Raw genomic sequence first — 16,648 nt, 5'->3', positions numbered from 1 at the left:
GCAACAGTCGGACGAATCCGTGAAACAGCAACGGTTTTGTTGGTATTTCTGTTGGTATCCGCCACTTTTCTCTTTGAGATTAAGGTTATTCAAGTCCTGCCGGGCCTACCATCCTTCCCGTTCCCCTCTCGCGTGGCAAAACGATTTGCGCCGACAGACCGCCCAGGTCGGAATTGGCAAGTCGCAGCGCGCCGCCATGGGCGCGGGCGACGTCGCGCACGATGCTCAGGCCCAGGCCGACGTTGCCCGCGGTGTTGGATCGCGCGCTGTCGAGGCGGGCAAAGGGACGCATGGCGGCCTCCCGCTGGCCGATGGGAATGCCGGGCCCGTCATCCTCGACCGCGATGACAACGGCGCTGTCGCCCGCATCGACCGTGACGCGAACCACGGTGCCATAACGCTGCGCGTTCTTGACCAGGTTGGCGACCGCCCGCCGGATCCCGTCGGGATAGACCCGGATCCGCACCGATGGCCCCGCAACCGTCAAGCCTGCTCCGGGGGCGGCCATGTCCACCACCTCCTGCAACAGGGCGGTGAGATCGACCTCGGCCAGCGCGTCGTTGGCCGAATCGCGCGCGAAATCGAGGAAGGTATCGATGATCCGCTCCATCGCCTCGACGTCGCGGGTCAGATCGCCGGCCTCGGGCGCGTCCATCATCGACAGTTCCAGCTTCATCCGTGTCAGCGGCGTGCGCAGGTCGTGGCTGACCCCCGACAGAAGCAGCGTCCGCTGCTCGATGTGCCGCTCGATCCGATTGCGCATTTCCAGGAAGGCGGTGCCGGCCGCCCGCACCTCGGTCGCACCGGAAGGGCGGAACTCGGCCACATCCCCCCGGCCAAACGCCTCGGCGGCGCGCGCCAGTCGCCGGATTGGCCGGATCTGACCGCGCATGAAGAGGAACGACACCGCCGTCATCAACAACGCCGTGGCCATCATCAGGACCAGCAATTGATGCGGATTGGCCGCGGACACGTTGGATCGGGCGAACGCCATTCCGGTGCCGTCCTCGAACCCGATCATCACGACCTTGCGCGTCGTCAGAAGGTCGACCGTGGCCAGATCGGGAAACAGCAGATCCATCTGCTCGCGCATGGCACGGCCCGACAGATCCCAGAAACGCACCCGCGTTTCGGTCGGCGCCGGGACGAGTTGGATGCCGAGGTCGGGGGCAAGGCGCGGGTCGCTGCGGACCAGGTTGATCTCGCGCGACATGTTCGACGTCATCTGGACCGTGACGCCCTCGTAATGGCGTTGCAGGAACATCACCGCGACGGCAAGCTGCAAGGTGATGATCGGCACGATCAGGATCAGCGCCGCGCGGGCATAGAAGCTCCGCGGCAGCCAGCGGCGGCGCAATGTGCGGCGCGAGAGTTCGGAGGCACTGTCCATGAACGCAAGCTATCCGCCCGGCGGGGCGGTTGAAAGCGGCCTGATCCGTGTTCTTGCCCCGAACCCGTCGCCGATGACGCAGGCGGGCACGAACAGCTTCGTCCTCGGGACCGACGAGGTGGCGGTGATCGACCCCGGCCCCGAAAGCCCTGCCCATTGCGCCGCCCTTCTGGAGGCCATCGCCGGGCGTCCGCTGCGCGCGATCCTGGTGACCCATTCGCATCTGGACCACTCCCCCGGCGCGGCGGCGCTGGCGCGGGCGACGGGGGCGCCCGTGATGGCGTTTGGCCCCTCGGATGCGGGCAGGACACCGATCATGGCAGAGCTGGCGGACATCGGCGGCGGCGAAGGCGTGGACCGGGCCTTCGTGCCCGACGTGACGCTGACGGATGGCGCGACCGTCGCGGGCGATGGCTGGACGCTGCGCGCCCACTGGACGCCGGGCCACATGGCAAACCACCTGAGCTTCGAATGGGTGGAGCGGGGGGCGGTCTTTACCGGCGACACGGTGATGGGATGGGCTTCGACGATGATCTCGCCACCCGATGGCGACCTGTCGCAATTCATGGCCTCAATGGATCGACTGGAGGCCTTGGACGCGCAGGTCTTCCACGCGGGCCACGGCGCGCCGATCGCGAGCCCCGCCGCCCGGTGCCGCGACCTGCGGGCGCACCGCCTGGCCCGGACCGAAGCCTTTCTGGCCGCCCTGCCCGACCACCCGACGATCCCGGCGCTGGTCGCCCATGTCTATGCCGACACGCCGCCCGCCTTGCACGGCGCCGCCGCGCGCAACGTGCTGGCCCATCTGCTCCACCTGATCGAGGCTGGTCAGGTCGCCGCCGAACCGGGCGCCGCCCTTGGCACCAGATACACGCGGCTCTGAAAAATTCGAAACACCCTCTTGCGCCACGCGGCCGACCCCGGTAACCCCGCCCTCGGTATTCCGGCGTAGCTCAGCGGTAGAGCAGTTGACTGTTAATCAATTGGTCGTAGGTTCGATCCCTACCGCCGGAGCCAAATCTCCTCCTCATTGAACGTCCCGCTTATGCCCGTCGCCAGCGATGATTCATGGCGCGCGGTGTTGCCTCGGTCATGGGTTGGCCATGCCGAAAGCAGGAATTCGCCGAGCTTTGCAGGCCCGCGTCGTCTTGAAGAGGGAACGGATTTCACCGCCCGCACAAGCCGCGCCCTGACATCGCACACCGCAAATGGACCACTCGGAACGCCACGATTCCCCGATCTTGAGCTTTGGGTCGACATGAGGACCCCAAGCCGTCATGCTGGAATTCTAGTCTGCCAGGTCCGGCATTTTTCGGACCCGGCGCAACCGCACGAGGGGGGCGCGGGGGCACTTCGGTTTCCGTGAATGATCGTGCAAAGCCGACAGAGAGGACATTTCATGTCATCTGGTGACATCACGCCGCGCAAACCGTCATTCGGGCTTGCGCTTGTGCCGGTCGTACTCACGCTGATGGTTCTTGGTATTCAGCTTTTCTATTTCGGGGACTTCACCCCGCACATTCCCCTGGCCATCGGCCTTGCCATAACGGCCCTGGTCGGCATCTACCTCGGCCATGACTGGGGCAACATGGAAGACGGCGTCTTCCGGGTGATCAACGTCTCGCTTCCGTCGGTCTCCGTGCTGATCGTCGTGGGCATGATCATCGGGGTCTGGATCGCGTCCGGCACGGTGCCGTCGCTCATCTATTACGGGCTCAAGATCCTGTCGCCCGAGATCTTCCTCGCCGCGTCCATGATCATGTGTTCGGTCGTGTCGGTGTCGCTTGGCACGTCCTGGGGCACGGTCGGCACCGTTGGGCTGGCGCTGATGGGGATCGGCGCAGGCTTTGACGTTCCGGTCTACTGGACCGCCGGTGCGGTGGTGTCGGGCGCCTTCTTCGGCGACAAGATCTCGCCCCTGTCGGACACCACGAACCTGGCCCCTGCAGTGACGGGCGTGAACCTGTTCGACCACATCCGCAACATGATGCCGACGACGGTGCCCGCGATGCTTATCGCCCTGGGCATCTATGTCTGGGCCGGTTTCGCCCTGGTCGACGGCGGCAACACCTCGTTCGAGCGGATCGACAGCATCACCACGGCGCTGGACGACAACCTCACGATTTCGGTCTGGCTTCTGTTGCCTGCGGTCATCGTCATCGCGCTGGCGATCATGAAGAAGCCGCCGATTCCGTCGCTGTTCGCGGGGGTCGTGGCCGGTGCGATCACGGCGATGTTCGTTCAGGGCGCGTCCATCCACGACATCTTCGGCTATGCCAATAGCGGCTATTCCATCGAGACCGGCATTGCCGAGATCGACAGCTTGCTCAACCGGGGCGGCATCCAGTCGATGATGTGGACCATCTCGCTGATCCTGATCGCGCTCGGCTTCGGCGGCGCACTGGAGCGGACGGGCTGCCTGCAGGCCATCATCGCCAAGATCCTGTCGAAGGTGCATTCCTTCGCCGGTGTCCAGACGGCGGCCATCGCGACCTCGACGGCGACGAACCTGGTGGCGGGCGACCCCTACCTGTCCATCGCCTTGCCCGGCCGGATGTATTCGCCGGTCTATCGGGGCATGGGCCGCTCGACCCTGAACCTCAGCCGCGCGATCGAGGAAGGTGGCACGCTCATGTCGCCGCTGATCCCGTGGAATGCGGGCGGTGCCTTCGTCATCTCGGCCCTGGGCCTTGGCGTCGTCGACGGCAACTTCGAGAACCTGCTTTATATCCCGCTGGCCTTCGCCTGCTGGATGACGCCGGTGATTGGCATCCTCTTTGCCTGGACCGGGCTCTTTTCGCCCTATGCCAGCGATGCAGAGATCAAGGACTGGAAGGACCACAACCGGTCCGTCGCCGACATGAGCGAGTTCGGGTATGAAGACCCCTTCAAGGGAACGAACCCGAAGCCCGTCGCCGCCGAGTAACCGGCAACCCATGAACAGACCTGCGCCTATTCGGGCGCAGGTCACCCGCCAAGTCCCGAACGCTTTGGACTTGCGAAGCCCGGTGCCCTGTTGATATGCCCCGACGTGTGAGAGCGCGGGTATGGTGAAAAGGTATCACGGCAGCTTCCCAAGCTTTAGTTACGAGTTCGATTCTCGTTACCCGCTCCACGATTTCCGATCCTTGCGCCCGGGCCTGCGACCGCTAGAAGCGGGCGCATGACATTTCCGCTTCTGACACCGCTCGATACACCCACCCTGCGCACCGCGGGCGTGCCTGCCCCCTTTGCCTTCGGGCAGGCCGACCGGGTGAAGTTCCACGAACTCGACGTTCTGGATCATGTGAACAACGCCCGATACCTCAGCTGGTTCGAGACGTTCCGCATCGCCTATCTGCGCGCCTACGGGATCAGCGATTATGCCAAGTCCGAAGGACGCCCGGTGCTGGTCCTGAAATCCGTGGCGGTGGATTTCAAGGCACCCCTGCATCTGGAGGACGTGTATATCGTCACGGGCCGGACGCGGGCCTATCGCCGCACATCCTGGACGATGGATTACGCCGTCTATTCGGACGGCACACTTTGCGCGACATCGCAGGCCGTCATCGTCCTGATGGAGGACGACTTCGTCACGCGCCGCCCCCTGCCCCAATCCTACATCGACGTCTTCCGCGACCGCGACGGCGCGACGTTCTAAGGCTAGCCCTTCACCGCGCCTGCCGTCAGGCCCGAGACGATCTGGCGCTGGAAGATCATCACCAGAAGGAACAGCGGGGCCGTGATGCTGACGGCGGCGGCGATTGCCTCCACCTGGTCGGTCGTCGTCGTCTCGCGGTTGAAATAGCCTGCGATGGCCGGGACCATGGTCTGGTTCGACGCATCCAGCAAAAGCGACGTTACCAGAAAGTCGTTATAGGCCAGCAGGAAACTGAAAAGCCCCGTGGTGATGATGCCTGGCCACATGACCGGCATGATGACCCATCGGAACGCCTGAAAATGGGTGCAGCCATCGACGCGGGCGCTTTCGTCCAACTCGTGCGGGATGTTCTGGAAGAAGGACCGCAGCATCCAAATCGTGAACGGCTGGTTGATGGACACCAGAACCGCGATCACTGCCAGCGGCTGACCATAGAGCGTCGGGGCATTCTCCCCCAGGAATGGCCGCAGGATTTCGGCCGAATTGATGAAGACCGGCAGATAGCCTGCCACCAGAACCGAATGCGGCAGGGCCCGGAATACCAACGCGATGATCAGGATCCAGAACGCCAGCGTGCTGCCCGACCTTGCCAGTCCATATCCTGCCAGGGTGCCGACGGTCAGGGATACGGTGACCACGCCGAAGGTCACGATCATCGAATTGCGGAAGTTCTCGTAGAACGCATTCTCGACCCAGACCGATTGATAATGCTGCGTCGTCAGGCCCAGGATCGGTTGACCCAAGGGGCCCAGAAGCCCCTCGATCGGCGTTGCCACCCAAGGCAGGGCGACAAAGAAACCCAGTATGAACAGCAGCGCGAAGCCCAGGCTGACCACGATCCAGCTGAAGGCCTTTTGCGCCAGCCCCTCGCCCGCCGCCATCGGCATCAGCCAGCGGGTCGCGGCCCGGATCGCACCCCAGGCGACCGCGATCCCGAGGACGATATCCACGATCGACAGGCCATTGCCATCGGCCAGCGTGCGCGGCCCGCTCAGGACCGCCCAGGCCGAGGACGAAAAGGCATCGACCGGCGACTTGAACGACATCGCCAGAACCCAGACCAACGGAAAGGCCGCCAGCAAAAGCCAGAACAGCAGGAAGACATTGGACGCCAGCCGCAGCGAAACCGGCTGCCGCATGGCCAGCGGGACGGATGTGTCGGCCATGGCCTAGGCCCCCCTCTGGTCGCGCCAGGTCCGCCGCAAGGGCGCCGCCAGCAGTATGACGACCCCGATCATCGTCAGCATCGCCGACGCCGAGGCGGAACTGATCTGACGGTTTCCGGCATCGTCGGGCTGAAGATAGTCATAGGTCAGGTATTGCAGCGTGATCCGGTGGCTTTCGGAGGAGAAGCCGATGACCTCCTCGAAGGCGCGGTAAGCGTCCATCAGGTGGATCAGCGTGATGAAAACGATCAGCGGCATCAGGTGCGGGATGATGACGAAGCGCAGACGCTCCCACCGGCTGGCCCCGTCGATCATCGCCGATTCCAGCGTGTCCCGGTTCACCGTCTGAAGCCCCGCATAGAGGATGACGAAAGCAAAAGGCGCGACATGCCAGACGCGGTAGAACATCATCAGGAACTCCACCGCCCATCCATTGGCGGCCACCGACAGGTTGGTGTCGAACAGCGCCTCGAGCCAGACCGTCACGATCCCGTCGCCATAGAACAGCCAGCGGATCGACAACGCGCCGATCACGGGCGTGATGATGAACGGCAGCAGCGACACGAAGATCACCGGCCCCTTGATCGACTTGGACGCATTGTTGACCACAAGCGCGATGGAGAGCCCGAGGACCAGGACAAAAGGCAAGGTGACAAGCGTGAAGGTCAGCGTGAAGCGCAACGCCTTCCAGAAATCGATGTTGGCCAATTGCCCCAGATCGAGATCGGCGATGGCCCGGCTGAACCGCTCGCCGCCCAGAACATTGGCATAGCTGCTGAACCCCACCCACTGCGTGACGCGCACGACATCTCCATCCTCGTCGAGCACCGGGATCGTCTTGACCTCCGTGGTGCAAGTCTGGGTGACGAAACCCGGGGTGCAGGTCTCGACCTCCTGCGTGATGAAGACGGGGTTCGTCACCTGGAACGAATTGATGAGGACGGTCACCAGCGGAAAGGCGATGAACAGCAGCATCAGGACGACCGATGGGCCCACGAACATGGCGAATGTCTTGAACTTCATGACGACTCCCCCGAGCGGATCGCACCCTGACGACAAGACTTGCATACGTAGTCAGGGCCTGTCACGAATTTTTGCCCCAAGGCCCGCATTCCGCATCGATCCCATATCTTGCAATGCAAGTCGCGGCATCGTCCAGTCGACGTTGAATGCCCGGTCGTTGCAAGCCCCATAGGGCGCAGTAAAATCGGCCTCGTCATCAAGGATCGGGACCATGATCTCCGAAGACGACGCATATGCCCGCGCCAAAGATGCCGTGGCCGGTGAAGCCTCCGGGATGGTGGCCTCCCGCAGGCCGCTCGGCCAGAGCGCATCCGCTTGGGTCTTCGGCGATCACAGCAAGTCCTATGCAGCCAGCGGGGAAATCCGGGGCCCGCTTGCCGGGAACGCCCTGATCGCCATCAGCGACTGCCGTGCAGGCGGACGCCCGATGGTGACCTGCCAGACGCCCGAGGGTGCCGCGACCTTGGTGGAAGCCCTCGCACCGCATGATGTCAGCGCAAGACGGCTGAAACGTCCTCGCTGATCATCGACCGGTATTGCTCTTGACGGAAAAAGGGCCCCGCCGGATTTCCCGGGCGGGGCCCTGTCCTCTGACGCGGTCGCCTACTGAAGCAGACCGGCTTCCTTGGCTGCGGAGGTATAGGCCTCCTCGATGGCGGCCAGCGTCTCTTCGGCGCTGCGGTCGCCGGTAAAGAAGCTGTCCAACTCGTTGCCGATGGCGGTGTGCATCAGGCCCATCTGGCTGGTCGAGGGATAGCTGATCGGGGTCGGCGTCGCGGTGGCGGTCGCAATCGCGCCCGCAGCCATCTCGTCGGGCACATAGCCGGGGATCAACCAGATCGCGTCGGCGTTGTTGGCGGTGACCATCTCTTCGTCCAGACCTTCCATAGCGACGCGGAACGCCGCTTCGGCCAGATCGTCGGGGATGTTCTTGGCGATGACGATGCCGTCCCACCAAAGCGTGGTCGCGGGCGCGCCGCCCTCCATCGCGATCGGGGCCATGGCCGAGCCGACCTTGCCGACGACCTGGCTTTCCGCCTCGTCGTTCATGGCCGCGCCGCGCGACGCCCAGAGGTTCGCCATGGCGATCTTGCCCTGCTGGAACTGCTGCTGGACATAGGTGGAATCGGACACGAGGTATTCGGGGTCCATGTATTCCGTCAGCGCCTTCATCATCTCGAGCGCCTTGACCCCGGCTTCGGAATTCACGGCAGGCGTGCTGTCCGCGTTATAGAATGTGCCGCCGAAGCCCAGGAACATGTTGTTGAAGTCCTGCGCCAGGTTCCACCCCGAGGCCATCGTCGCCCCGAGCGGGTATTCCACGACGCCCGCCTCCTTGATCGCGGCGGCGGCGGCCAGCACCTCGTCATAGGTGGTGGGCACGTCCAGCCCCAGATCCGCGAAGATGTCGGTCCGGTACATCAGGTGCTGCGTGTTCACCATCATGGCGATGGCCATGATCTGCCCGTCCACGCGGATCAGCTGGTTCGGCGTCAGGTTGCCGCCATACTCGGCCACCAGATCATCGAGCGGCCGGATCGTGCCTTCGTTGATCAGGGGCGTCACGGTTCCGTTCGACACACCGCCCACGGCATAGAGCGAGGGATCGGCGGCAAAGGCGGCGGGTTGCTTGGTGCGGAATTCCTGGTCCAGCTCGGCCGAGACGTTGCCGCATTCGGCCATGGCGTCGGTCACGGCCTTCCAGGCCTCGAAGCCGGCGGACAGCGTCTTGACCTCCTGGCTGTTTTCAAACGCGCAGGCCGCCATGGCGGTGGACGCGCTCAGCGCAAAGATGCCCGCAAGGGCAAGTTTCTTGATCAGCATCGGTTTCTCCCCATCGACAACTGCCGGTTTGCGGGTCCGGGACGTCCCTTCCCCTCTCCCACCACACTAGCCGCGGTCCGGTGATATGCCAAAGCGAAAGCACTTTCCTTCCTCTGGCACCTAGGTAGGGTGGCCACTTGCATACGTTTGCAACTCTGTTGCCCAATATCAAGCAAATCCTTTGGACCCGCCGATGACCGACTTCCGCGCCACCACCCGCACCGGCCTTGCCTCCCTCCTATCCGCAGATGATCCGGCAGAGGCGGCTGAAGCGATCCTGACCGAATACGCCCAGTGGGACATGATGGCCCCGGTCAATGGGATCAGCGGCAGGCAGGCGATCCTGAACCAGGCGATCCTGCCCCTCCGCGCGGCCCTGCACGGCGCGCATCGCCGCGACGAGATCGTGATCGGCGGTGACAACATCCGTGCGCCGGGCGGACGATGGGTCGCCACGGTCGGGCATATCGTCGGCACCCATGTGGGCGACCTCTGGGGTGTCGCGCCGTCGGCTCGGCTGGCCTTCCTGCGCTACGGCGAATTCCACAGGCTGAATGGCGCAGGGCGCATCGCCGAAAGCCGGATCATCCTGGACCTGCCGGACCTCATGCGTCAGGCTGGGCGCGCCGCCTGGCCAGAGCTCCTGGGCACCGAGATGCTGTTTCCCGGCCCCGCCACCCATGATGGCGTCTGCCCGACGACCGGCGACGGGACCGCCTCGCTCGACCTGGTTCAGCGCATGTTGGGGGACCTCCACGTCTACGACCCCAAGACCGGCGCCTCCAGGGGCCAGACCGGGGCGGACGGAACCTGGGCCGACGATATGCTATGGTACGGGCCCGGCGGGATCGGGTCGAACTTCCGGTGGGACGGGTTCGTCAGGGATCACCGCACGCCCTTCCTTCGTGCCTTCCCGGATCGCAAGGGCGGCAACCATTACTGCCGCATCGGCGACGGCAACTATGCCGCCGTGTCCGGCTGGCCCTCCATGACGATGACGCACCGGGGCGACTATCTCGGCGTGCCCGCCACCGAACGCGCCCTGACCCTGCGGGTGATGGACTTCTATCGTTGTGCAAACGGACGCATCGCCGAGAACTGGGTCCTTCTGGACTACGTCGACCTGTTCCGGCAAATGGGCCACGACATCCTGCACTAGGGCCAGGCTCCTCCCGCTTGGGCGTTGCGGGACCGCTCGCATCCGCGTATCTGGCCCCCATCCAATACCCGGAGACGATCATGACCACTGCAGTATTCATCGATGGCGAGGCAGGCACCACCGGCCTCCAGATCCGCGACCGCTTGCATGACCGCTCCGACATTCGCCTGATCCAACTGGGCGAGGCGGACCGCAAGGACGAGGACGCGCGGCGGGAAGCCTTTGCCGAAGCCGACGTGGCCATCCTGTGCCTGCCCGACGATGCCGCGCGGCAGGCCGTCACGATTGCGGGCGACACGAGGATCATCGACGCCTCGACCGCGCACCGGGTCGCGCCGGGCTGGACCTATGGCATGCCCGAACTCCCCGGCCAGCGGGCCGCCATCGCCAAGGCGCGGCACGTGGCCAACGTCGGCTGCTTTGCCACCGGGTCTATCGCGATGCTGCGTCCGCTGACCGATGCGGGCATTCTGCCTCCGGATCATCCCGCCGTCCTGACCGGCGTGTCGGGCTATACCGGCGGGGGCAAATCGCTGATCGCCGAGCACGAGGCGGGTCAGGCCCCGGACTTCTACCTCTATGCGAGCGGCCAGTCGCACAAACACGTGCCCGAAATCATGGCGTATGGCGGCCTGACGCGTCGGCCGCTGTTCCAACCCGCCGTCGGGAACTATGCGCAAGGCATGATCGTGCAATTGCACCTTCATGCCGACCTTCTGCCCGGAAATGTCGCGGGCTACGCCCGGATCGAGGCAGCCTTGCGCGACTTCTACGCGGGCGACCCCTTCGTCAGCGTCGCCCAATCCGGGGATCGAATCGATCCGCAGGCGGTAAACGGGACAAATCGAATGGTATTGTCGGTTCAGGGAAACGGCACCACACATGTCACGATTGTGGCGGCTCTCGATAATCTGGGCAAAGGTGCGTCAGGAACGGCGGTCCAAAATCTGAACATCATGATTGGGACACAAGAAGACGCGGGCCTGTCATAATCGGTCCGTATTTCGGTCAGCTTGCGGCGTCATAAGGCTTGGGAACCTTAACCAACCCCTGAGGCCACCTGCCATGCTTCGCCTGCCCCTGATCGTCCTGATGCTGACCTCTGGTATCGCCCAAGCCCAATCAACCCAAGGCCAATCAAACGGAAACGGACAGCCCGTCCAGGTCCAAGACGTCCAGAACGTGTCGCAGCCAAGCAGCGGTGGCCAGTCGTCTGTCGTCGACCCCGTCGGGACACCCAACTCGGGCAGCACCGTGATCCTGTCCGTAGGCGACTCGCTTTATCTGTCCGAGGAGTTCTTCTCCGAGGGTTCGATCGAGAACGGCACCAATCGCAACGTCGACTCCCTGACCGCGATCAGCGCATCGGACATCGTCTGGGAAGAGAATGGCAATTTCGAAGCCGCGACGCTCGCCTTAGGCGAATGCAACCCCGGTTCGACCTGGAATCCGGAAACCGCAGACTGCCGCGTCTCCGGCGGGAACTGATACTCGGGTCCTCACGGACCTGTCCCTGGCAGGACGCGGGGCCCTTGTCGGCCCCGCAATGCCAAACCCACCAACGGACATCGCCAGAGATTTAGCGCGGTTGCACCCTTTCTGGTGCAGGCGCGAATTGGCTTGCGGTCACCGGGCTTTCACCGATCCTCCTCCATCCAGTCCCGTCATTCGGCAATCCCTGCCGTGCCCCCTGGGCATGGACTGATCCGCCGAACCGAAACGAAATCTTAGGGCTTTCGCCCCACAAGAGGGCATCACGGTAAAACGGGTGCCCCTTGTCCTTCCTCGATCCGACATCGCTGGTCACGATGCGCGACAGCGCGACGCGACAATTGACGCAACGCCAGAAAGCGGCGGTGGTTGTCCATCTGCTGATCTCCGGCGGGGTCGACCCCGGGGTCGGCGATCTGCCCCGTGAGCAGCAACGCCAACTTGTCTGCGACATGGCCGGTCTGCGGTTCGTCGACAAGGAAACCCTTGCCGCCGTAGTCAGCGAATTCGCCGCCGAACTCGACAACATCGGCCTGCATGTTCCACGCGATCCGGCCAAGATCCTTGTGGCGCTGGACGGGATGCTGTCGCTCGACGTGGTCGAGGCGCTGGCGACCGAACTGGGTCTTGACGGTGTTCCGGGCGCAGGCCCCTGGGAACAGGTCGCGGGCCTCGATGCCGAGGCTGTGGTCAAGATGCTCGATGGCGAAACGGACGAGGTTTGCGCGATCCTTCTGTCGAAACTGCCGGCGTCCCGCGCGGCGGACCTGATGAAACTTCTGCCGCCCGAGCGGGCCTCTGCCGTCTCGGCGGCCTTCGCGCGCACCGAATCCGTGGCCCCCGACGCCGTGGCGCAGATCGGCGTGGCCCTGGGCCAGCAATTCGCCTCGCGCCCCGCCATGGCCTTCGCGACCGACGGGGTCAAACGGGTGGCGGCGATCCTCAATTCCGCAACTGCCTCTGTCCGGCGCGGCATCCTCGAAAGCCTCGACCAGGAAAACGCCGACTTCGCCGCGCGCGTCCGCGCCTCGGTCTTCAGTTTCGAGAATATCCCCGACCGCATCGACCCCCGCGACATGCCGCGCGTCCTGCGCAACATCGACAATGTCACACTGGTCACGGCGCTGGCCGGTCTTTCGCCGGAACAGGCGCATATCGGCGAATTCATCCTCGGCGCGATTTCCAAACGGATGGCCGAACAGATCCGCGAAGAGATGGCAGAGCGCGGCACCATCCCGACCGAAGAGGTGGAAGAGGCCATGGGCCGCGCGGTCGCCGCCATCCGGGAGATGGAAGACGCGGGCGAACTGACGCTGAACGCCCCTCCCGACGGATAGACCACGCCGGGCACGAGCGGACGCCGCCCGCGCCGCGGCGATCCGGCCAAGGCCTGCGCACAGCCTCCACCGGGCCCCCGGAAACGACCCGCAGGACAGAGATCGCGCGCTGGCCACGGACGCCCTTCCTGCTAGGTTGTCGGTCATGGTCCTCGAATTTCGCGATGAAGGCATCTATTGCCCCGCCGGTCGGTTCTACATCGACCCCTGGAAACCCGTGGACCGGGCGCTTGTTACCCATGGCCACGCCGACCACGCCTATTTCGGCCACCGCCATTACCTGAGCACCAACGCCGCCGCACCGGTCATCCGACACCGTCTGGGGGACATCGACATCGAGGGCCTGGCCTACGGTCAGGCGCGCGACATCAACGGCGTCACGGTCAGCTTTCACCCCGCAGGCCACGTCCCGGGCAGCGCGCAGATCCGCGTCGAACACCGGGGCGAGATCTGGGTGGCCTCCGGCGACTACAAGACCACGGCGGACGGCCTGTCGGAGCCATGGGAGCCGGTGACCTGCCATGCCTTCATCACCGAATGCACCTTCGGCCTTCCGGTGTTCGACTGGAAATCCGACGATGTCTTGGCCGCCGAGATCAACGCCTGGTGGCAGGATTGCCGCGACACCGGCCGCGTCGCAGCCCTTGGCGCCTATTCTCTGGGCAAGGCGCAGCGGGTCATGACGATGGTCGACCCATCCATCGGCCCGATCCTGACCCATGGCGCGATCGAGAACACCAACGCCGTGCTGCGCGCCCAGGGCGTGACCCTGCCCCACACCATCCGCGTGACCCCCGACACCGACCTCAAGGCCCTCAGGGGCGCGCTGGTCATCGCGCCGCCTTCGGCCCTCGCGGGTGGCTGGATCAAGCGGTTCGGCCCCGTCTCGACCGCCTTTGCCTCGGGGTGGATGGCACTTCGGGGCGTGCGCCGCAGACGGGCCGCCGACCGGGGCTTCGTGGTCAGCGATCACGCCGACTGGAAGGGCCTGAACGCCGCAATCGCCGCCACCGGGGCGACCCGCATCTTTGCCACCCATGGCTACACCACGGTCTTTCGGCAATGGCTGGAAGAGCGGGGATACGACGCGCAGATCGTTCAGACGGAGTTCGGCGACGACCTGCTCGAAATCGAAGAGGCCGACGCATGAGCTGGCGGGATGACGCAGTGGCCTTGACCTGTCGATGGCTGGTCAAACCCGCCATGTCCGTGCCGACGCCCTGGTGGTTGCACCGCCGGGGGTTCGAGACGTTCGCGCCCCGTCCGCGCGGCGATGGCTTCACCGTGACACGCCGCGATCTGGGCGGAATACCGGCCCGCGAATATGCGCCACCCGATCCGCAGGGTACGCTGCTCTGGCTGCACGGTGGTGGCTTCGTCATGGGGTCGAGCTACAGCTATGCCAATCTGGCGGCGGCGCTGGCCCGCGCGTCTGGGCGCCGCATTATCCTGCCCGATTATCGCCTGGCCCCCGAACACCCCTTCCCGGCAGGCCCGGACGATTGCCTGGCCGCCGCCCGTGCCCTGATTGAGGAAGGGCCATTCGGCATCGGCGGTGACAGCGCCGGGGGATGCTTTGCCCTCACCACCCTGGCCAGCCTGCTGGCCGATGGCACACCGCCCGAACGGGTGATCCTCGCCTCCGCCGCCGTCGATCTGGACCCGGCGCGGCCGGTGCCACCCACCGACGGTGAACTGATCCTGCCGGTTTCGATGCTGCGCCGCGTCTCGCGCGATTATGCCGGGCAAGCCGATGTGACGGACCCTCGCGTCTCGCCGATCCACGCCGATTTTACCGGCGCGCCGCCGGTTCTGATTCAGGTCGGCAAGGGCGAGATCCTCGAAGGCGACAGTGACGCGATTGCCGAACGCCTGCGCGCCTTTGGCGGCGAAGTGACCGTCCAGAAGGAAAGCGGCGTGCCTCATGTCTGGCAAATGTTCGCAGGCCGCACCCCCAAGGCCGACCGCGCCGTCGCCGCCATGGCGGATTTCCTGCGATGAGGTTGTTCGCCGAGCTGTTCAAGACATTGGACCAGACGACCAAGACCTCTGCGAAGACCAACGCGCTTGCCGAATACTTCGCGCAGGCCCCGGATGGCGACCGGCTCTGGACGATTGCCCTGCTGTCGGGCCGTCGGCCGAAGCGCACGGTGACGACGACCCGATTGGCCGAATGGGCGTCCGAGGCGGCGAGCCTGCCGATGTGGCTTTTCCGGGCCAGCTATGACGTGGTCGGCGACCTGGCCGAGACGATCCACCTGGTGCTGCCCGACCCCGGCACGACCAGCGACCGCAGCCTGAGTGACTGGATCGCCGATATCCGCGCCCTCGCCCCTCTGGACGAGGCGACGCGCAAGGCCGCCATCCTGGCCGCCTGGAAACGCCTGGCGGGGACCGAACGCTTCGTCTTCAACAAGCTGATAACAGGCGGTTTTCGCGTCGGGGTCAGCCAGAAGCTCATGACCCGCGCCCTGGCCCGCGCCACCGAAATAGACGAGGCGGAACTGGCGCACCGGCTGATGGGCGACTGGTCGCCGGACAGCACGACCTTCGCGACACTCATCACCGCGCCCGACCCCGAGGCGGCGCTCAGCCGACCCTATCCGTTCTGCCTTGCCCACGGCGTCGACGACGATCCGACCGCCTTGGGCGACCCGGCGGATTGGCTGGCCGAATGGAAATGGGACGGCATCCGGGGTCAGTTGATCCTGCGGGGCGGCCAGCACTTCCTGTGGTCGCGGGGCGAGGAGTTGATGACCGACCGCTTTCCCGAATTCGCCCGCGTCCGCGATTTTCTGCCCGACGGCACCGTGCTCGATGGCGAAGTTCTGGCCTGGGATGCGGCGGCGGCGCAACCGATGGGTTTCAACGCGCTGCAAACCCGGATCGGCCGCAAGACCGTGCCGAAGAAGGTGCTGGCCGACGCGCCGGTGGTGCTGCGCGCCTATGACCTGTTGGAGGCGGACGGCACCGACCTTCGCACCCTGCCCTTCGCCACGCGCCGTGCCCGGCTGGAACAGATGCTGGCCGACCTGCCGGCCGAGGCCCCGGTTCTTCTGTCCCCGCTCCTTCACTTCGACACCTGGGCAACCCTGGCGGGCGAGCGGGCGACCGCGCGCGACAGAATGGCCGAGGGCCTGATGTTGAAGCGCCGCGACAGTCCCTATCACGTCGGGCGCAAGCGCGGCGATTGGTGGAAATGGAAGCTGGACCCACTCTCTATCGACGCCGTCATGATCTATGCGCAGGCCGGCCACGGTCGCCGTGCAAATCTTTATACAGACTTCACATTCGCCGTCTGGAAGGGAAATGAACTCGTCCCCTTCACCAAGGCCTATTCCGGGCTGACCGACGCCGAATTCCGTCAGATCACCCATTGGGTGCGGCGCAATACGCTGGCCCGCTTTGGTCCCGTGCGGCAGGTCCCGCCGGAGCATGTCTTCGAGATCGGGTTCGAAGGCATCCAGCGCAGCACGCGGCACAAATCGGGCGTGGCCCTGCGCTTTCCCCGGATGCTGCGCTGGCGACACGACAAGACCGTGCAAGACGCCAATACCCACGACGACCTGCTCGAAATGCTGAAAACATATGGCTAGGGCCGTGCCCGTCGCCCGCGCC

The 16,648-nt window shown here is 65.0% G+C and carries 15 protein-coding genes and 2 tRNA genes; 13 read left to right on the top strand and 4 right to left on the bottom strand.

Annotated features, from left to right (window positions below; translation table 11 throughout):
* Positions 1–85: 85 nt before the first annotated feature.
* A complete protein-coding gene (locus BM002_RS15315) occupies positions 86–1,390 on the bottom strand; it encodes an ATP-binding protein (RefSeq protein WP_092783098.1) in 1,305 nt (434 codons plus the stop codon).
* Here BM002_RS15315 and BM002_RS15310 point away from each other — a divergent pair.
* The 5 genes from BM002_RS15310 to BM002_RS15290 all read left to right on the top strand — a co-directional run bounded on the left by BM002_RS15310 (position 1,389) and on the right by BM002_RS15290 (position 5,030).
* Positions 1,389–2,273, top strand: coding sequence for an MBL fold metallo-hydrolase (locus tag BM002_RS15310; RefSeq protein ID WP_092783095.1), 885 nt, complete (start codon positions 1,389–1,391; stop codon positions 2,271–2,273). The genes BM002_RS15315 and BM002_RS15310 overlap by 2 nt on opposite strands.
* Before the next feature lie 59 nt (positions 2,274–2,332).
* Positions 2,333–2,407 (top strand) — tRNA-Asn (locus tag BM002_RS15305).
* A 382-nt stretch (positions 2,408–2,789) separates the two neighbouring features.
* Positions 2,790–4,316 carry a Na+/H+ antiporter NhaC gene (gene nhaC / locus BM002_RS15300; RefSeq protein WP_092783092.1) on the top strand — a complete coding sequence of 509 codons (1,527 nt, stop codon included), beginning with the start codon at positions 2,790–2,792 and terminating at the stop codon, positions 4,314–4,316.
* A gap of 115 nt (positions 4,317–4,431) precedes the next feature.
* A tRNA-Gly gene (locus BM002_RS15295) sits at positions 4,432–4,505 on the top strand.
* Between the two features lie 48 nt (positions 4,506–4,553).
* Complete coding sequence (locus tag BM002_RS15290; RefSeq protein ID WP_092783089.1) at positions 4,554–5,030, top strand: acyl-CoA thioesterase; 477 nt, start codon at positions 4,554–4,556, stop codon at positions 5,028–5,030.
* A 2-nt stretch (positions 5,031–5,032) separates the two neighbouring features.
* Here BM002_RS15290 and BM002_RS15285 read toward each other — a convergent pair whose 3' ends face one another.
* Together BM002_RS15285 and BM002_RS15280 are read right to left on the bottom strand one after the other, a co-directional pair.
* Positions 5,033–6,196, bottom strand: a complete 1,164-nt coding sequence (locus tag BM002_RS15285) for a carbohydrate ABC transporter permease (RefSeq protein ID WP_092783086.1) — start codon at positions 6,194–6,196, stop codon at positions 5,033–5,035.
* Between the two features lie 3 nt (positions 6,197–6,199).
* Entirely contained in the window at positions 6,200–7,219 is a 1,020-nt protein-coding gene (locus tag BM002_RS15280; protein WP_092783084.1) for a carbohydrate ABC transporter permease, read from the bottom strand.
* Between the two features lie 211 nt (positions 7,220–7,430).
* Here BM002_RS15280 and BM002_RS15275 point away from each other — a divergent pair, with 211 nt between their 5' ends.
* Positions 7,431–7,742, top strand: coding sequence for a hypothetical protein (locus BM002_RS15275; protein ID WP_092783082.1), 312 nt, complete (start codon positions 7,431–7,433; stop codon positions 7,740–7,742).
* An 80-nt stretch (positions 7,743–7,822) separates the two neighbouring features.
* Here the strand turns inward: BM002_RS15275 and BM002_RS15270 are convergent, their stop codons facing one another.
* Positions 7,823–9,043, bottom strand: coding sequence for an ABC transporter substrate-binding protein (locus BM002_RS15270; RefSeq protein WP_092783079.1), 1,221 nt, complete (start codon positions 9,041–9,043; stop codon positions 7,823–7,825).
* Between the two features lie 193 nt (positions 9,044–9,236).
* Between BM002_RS15270 and BM002_RS15265 the strand changes: the two genes are divergently transcribed.
* The 7 genes from BM002_RS15265 to BM002_RS15235 all read left to right on the top strand — a co-directional run bounded on the left by BM002_RS15265 (position 9,237) and on the right by BM002_RS15235 (position 16,626).
* Positions 9,237–10,202, top strand: coding sequence for a nuclear transport factor 2 family protein (locus tag BM002_RS15265; protein WP_092783076.1), 966 nt, complete (start codon positions 9,237–9,239; stop codon positions 10,200–10,202).
* Positions 10,203–10,282: 80 nt separating this feature from the next.
* Complete coding sequence (gene argC / locus BM002_RS15260; protein ID WP_092783321.1) at positions 10,283–11,194, top strand: N-acetyl-gamma-glutamyl-phosphate reductase; 912 nt, start codon at positions 10,283–10,285, stop codon at positions 11,192–11,194.
* A gap of 73 nt (positions 11,195–11,267) precedes the next feature.
* Positions 11,268–11,690, top strand: coding sequence for a hypothetical protein (locus BM002_RS15255; protein WP_092783073.1), 423 nt, complete (start codon positions 11,268–11,270; stop codon positions 11,688–11,690).
* Positions 11,691–11,977: 287 nt separating this feature from the next.
* Positions 11,978–13,030: a flagellar motor switch protein FliG gene (locus BM002_RS15250; RefSeq protein ID WP_092783070.1), complete on the top strand. Its 1,053-nt coding sequence runs from the start codon at positions 11,978–11,980 to the stop codon at positions 13,028–13,030.
* A gap of 145 nt (positions 13,031–13,175) precedes the next feature.
* On the top strand, positions 13,176–14,180 hold the full coding sequence (locus BM002_RS15245; protein ID WP_092783067.1) for a ligase-associated DNA damage response exonuclease: 1,005 nt from the start codon (positions 13,176–13,178) through the stop codon (positions 14,178–14,180).
* Positions 14,177–15,031, top strand: a complete 855-nt coding sequence (locus BM002_RS15240; protein WP_175484926.1) for an alpha/beta hydrolase fold domain-containing protein — start codon at positions 14,177–14,179, stop codon at positions 15,029–15,031. The genes BM002_RS15245 and BM002_RS15240 overlap by 4 nt, the downstream gene beginning before the upstream one ends.
* Positions 15,028–16,626 carry an ATP-dependent DNA ligase gene (locus BM002_RS15235; RefSeq protein ID WP_092783061.1) on the top strand — a complete coding sequence of 533 codons (1,599 nt, stop codon included), beginning with the start codon at positions 15,028–15,030 and terminating at the stop codon, positions 16,624–16,626. The genes BM002_RS15240 and BM002_RS15235 overlap by 4 nt, the downstream gene beginning before the upstream one ends.
* Positions 16,627–16,648: the final 22 nt, after the last annotated feature.

Origin of the sequence: Jannaschia pohangensis, assembly GCF_900113875.1 — a bacterium.
Classification (GTDB): domain Bacteria; phylum Pseudomonadota; class Alphaproteobacteria; order Rhodobacterales; family Rhodobacteraceae; genus Jannaschia; species Jannaschia pohangensis.
This window is presented reverse-complemented; position numbering and strand designations above follow the sequence as displayed.

What these genes read in the sequence shown, in the direction of transcription:
- BM002_RS15270 (WP_092783079.1), bottom strand. Translation starts at nt 9,043, where the DNA reads ATGCTGATCAAGAAACTTGCCCTTGCGGGCATCTTTGCGCTGAGCGCG.
- BM002_RS15240 (WP_175484926.1), top strand. Translation starts at nt 14,177, where the DNA reads ATGAGCTGGCGGGATGACGCAGTGGCCTTGACCTGTCGATGGCTGGTC.
- BM002_RS15245 (WP_092783067.1), top strand. Translation starts at nt 13,176, where the DNA reads ATGGTCCTCGAATTTCGCGATGAAGGCATCTATTGCCCCGCCGGTCGG.
- BM002_RS15235 (WP_092783061.1), top strand. Translation starts at nt 15,028, where the DNA reads ATGAGGTTGTTCGCCGAGCTGTTCAAGACATTGGACCAGACGACCAAG.
- BM002_RS15275 (WP_092783082.1), top strand. Translation starts at nt 7,431, where the DNA reads ATGATCTCCGAAGACGACGCATATGCCCGCGCCAAAGATGCCGTGGCC.
- nhaC (WP_092783092.1), top strand. Translation starts at nt 2,790, where the DNA reads ATGTCATCTGGTGACATCACGCCGCGCAAACCGTCATTCGGGCTTGCG.
- BM002_RS15310 (WP_092783095.1), top strand. Translation starts at nt 1,389, where the DNA reads ATGAACGCAAGCTATCCGCCCGGCGGGGCGGTTGAAAGCGGCCTGATC.
- BM002_RS15255 (WP_092783073.1), top strand. Translation starts at nt 11,268, where the DNA reads ATGCTTCGCCTGCCCCTGATCGTCCTGATGCTGACCTCTGGTATCGCC.
- BM002_RS15280 (WP_092783084.1), bottom strand. Translation starts at nt 7,219, where the DNA reads ATGAAGTTCAAGACATTCGCCATGTTCGTGGGCCCATCGGTCGTCCTG.
- BM002_RS15290 (WP_092783089.1), top strand. Translation starts at nt 4,554, where the DNA reads ATGACATTTCCGCTTCTGACACCGCTCGATACACCCACCCTGCGCACC.
- BM002_RS15285 (WP_092783086.1), bottom strand. Translation starts at nt 6,196, where the DNA reads ATGGCCGACACATCCGTCCCGCTGGCCATGCGGCAGCCGGTTTCGCTG.
- BM002_RS15265 (WP_092783076.1), top strand. Translation starts at nt 9,237, where the DNA reads ATGACCGACTTCCGCGCCACCACCCGCACCGGCCTTGCCTCCCTCCTA.
- argC (WP_092783321.1), top strand. Translation starts at nt 10,283, where the DNA reads ATGACCACTGCAGTATTCATCGATGGCGAGGCAGGCACCACCGGCCTC.
- BM002_RS15315 (WP_092783098.1), bottom strand. Translation starts at nt 1,390, where the DNA reads ATGGACAGTGCCTCCGAACTCTCGCGCCGCACATTGCGCCGCCGCTGG.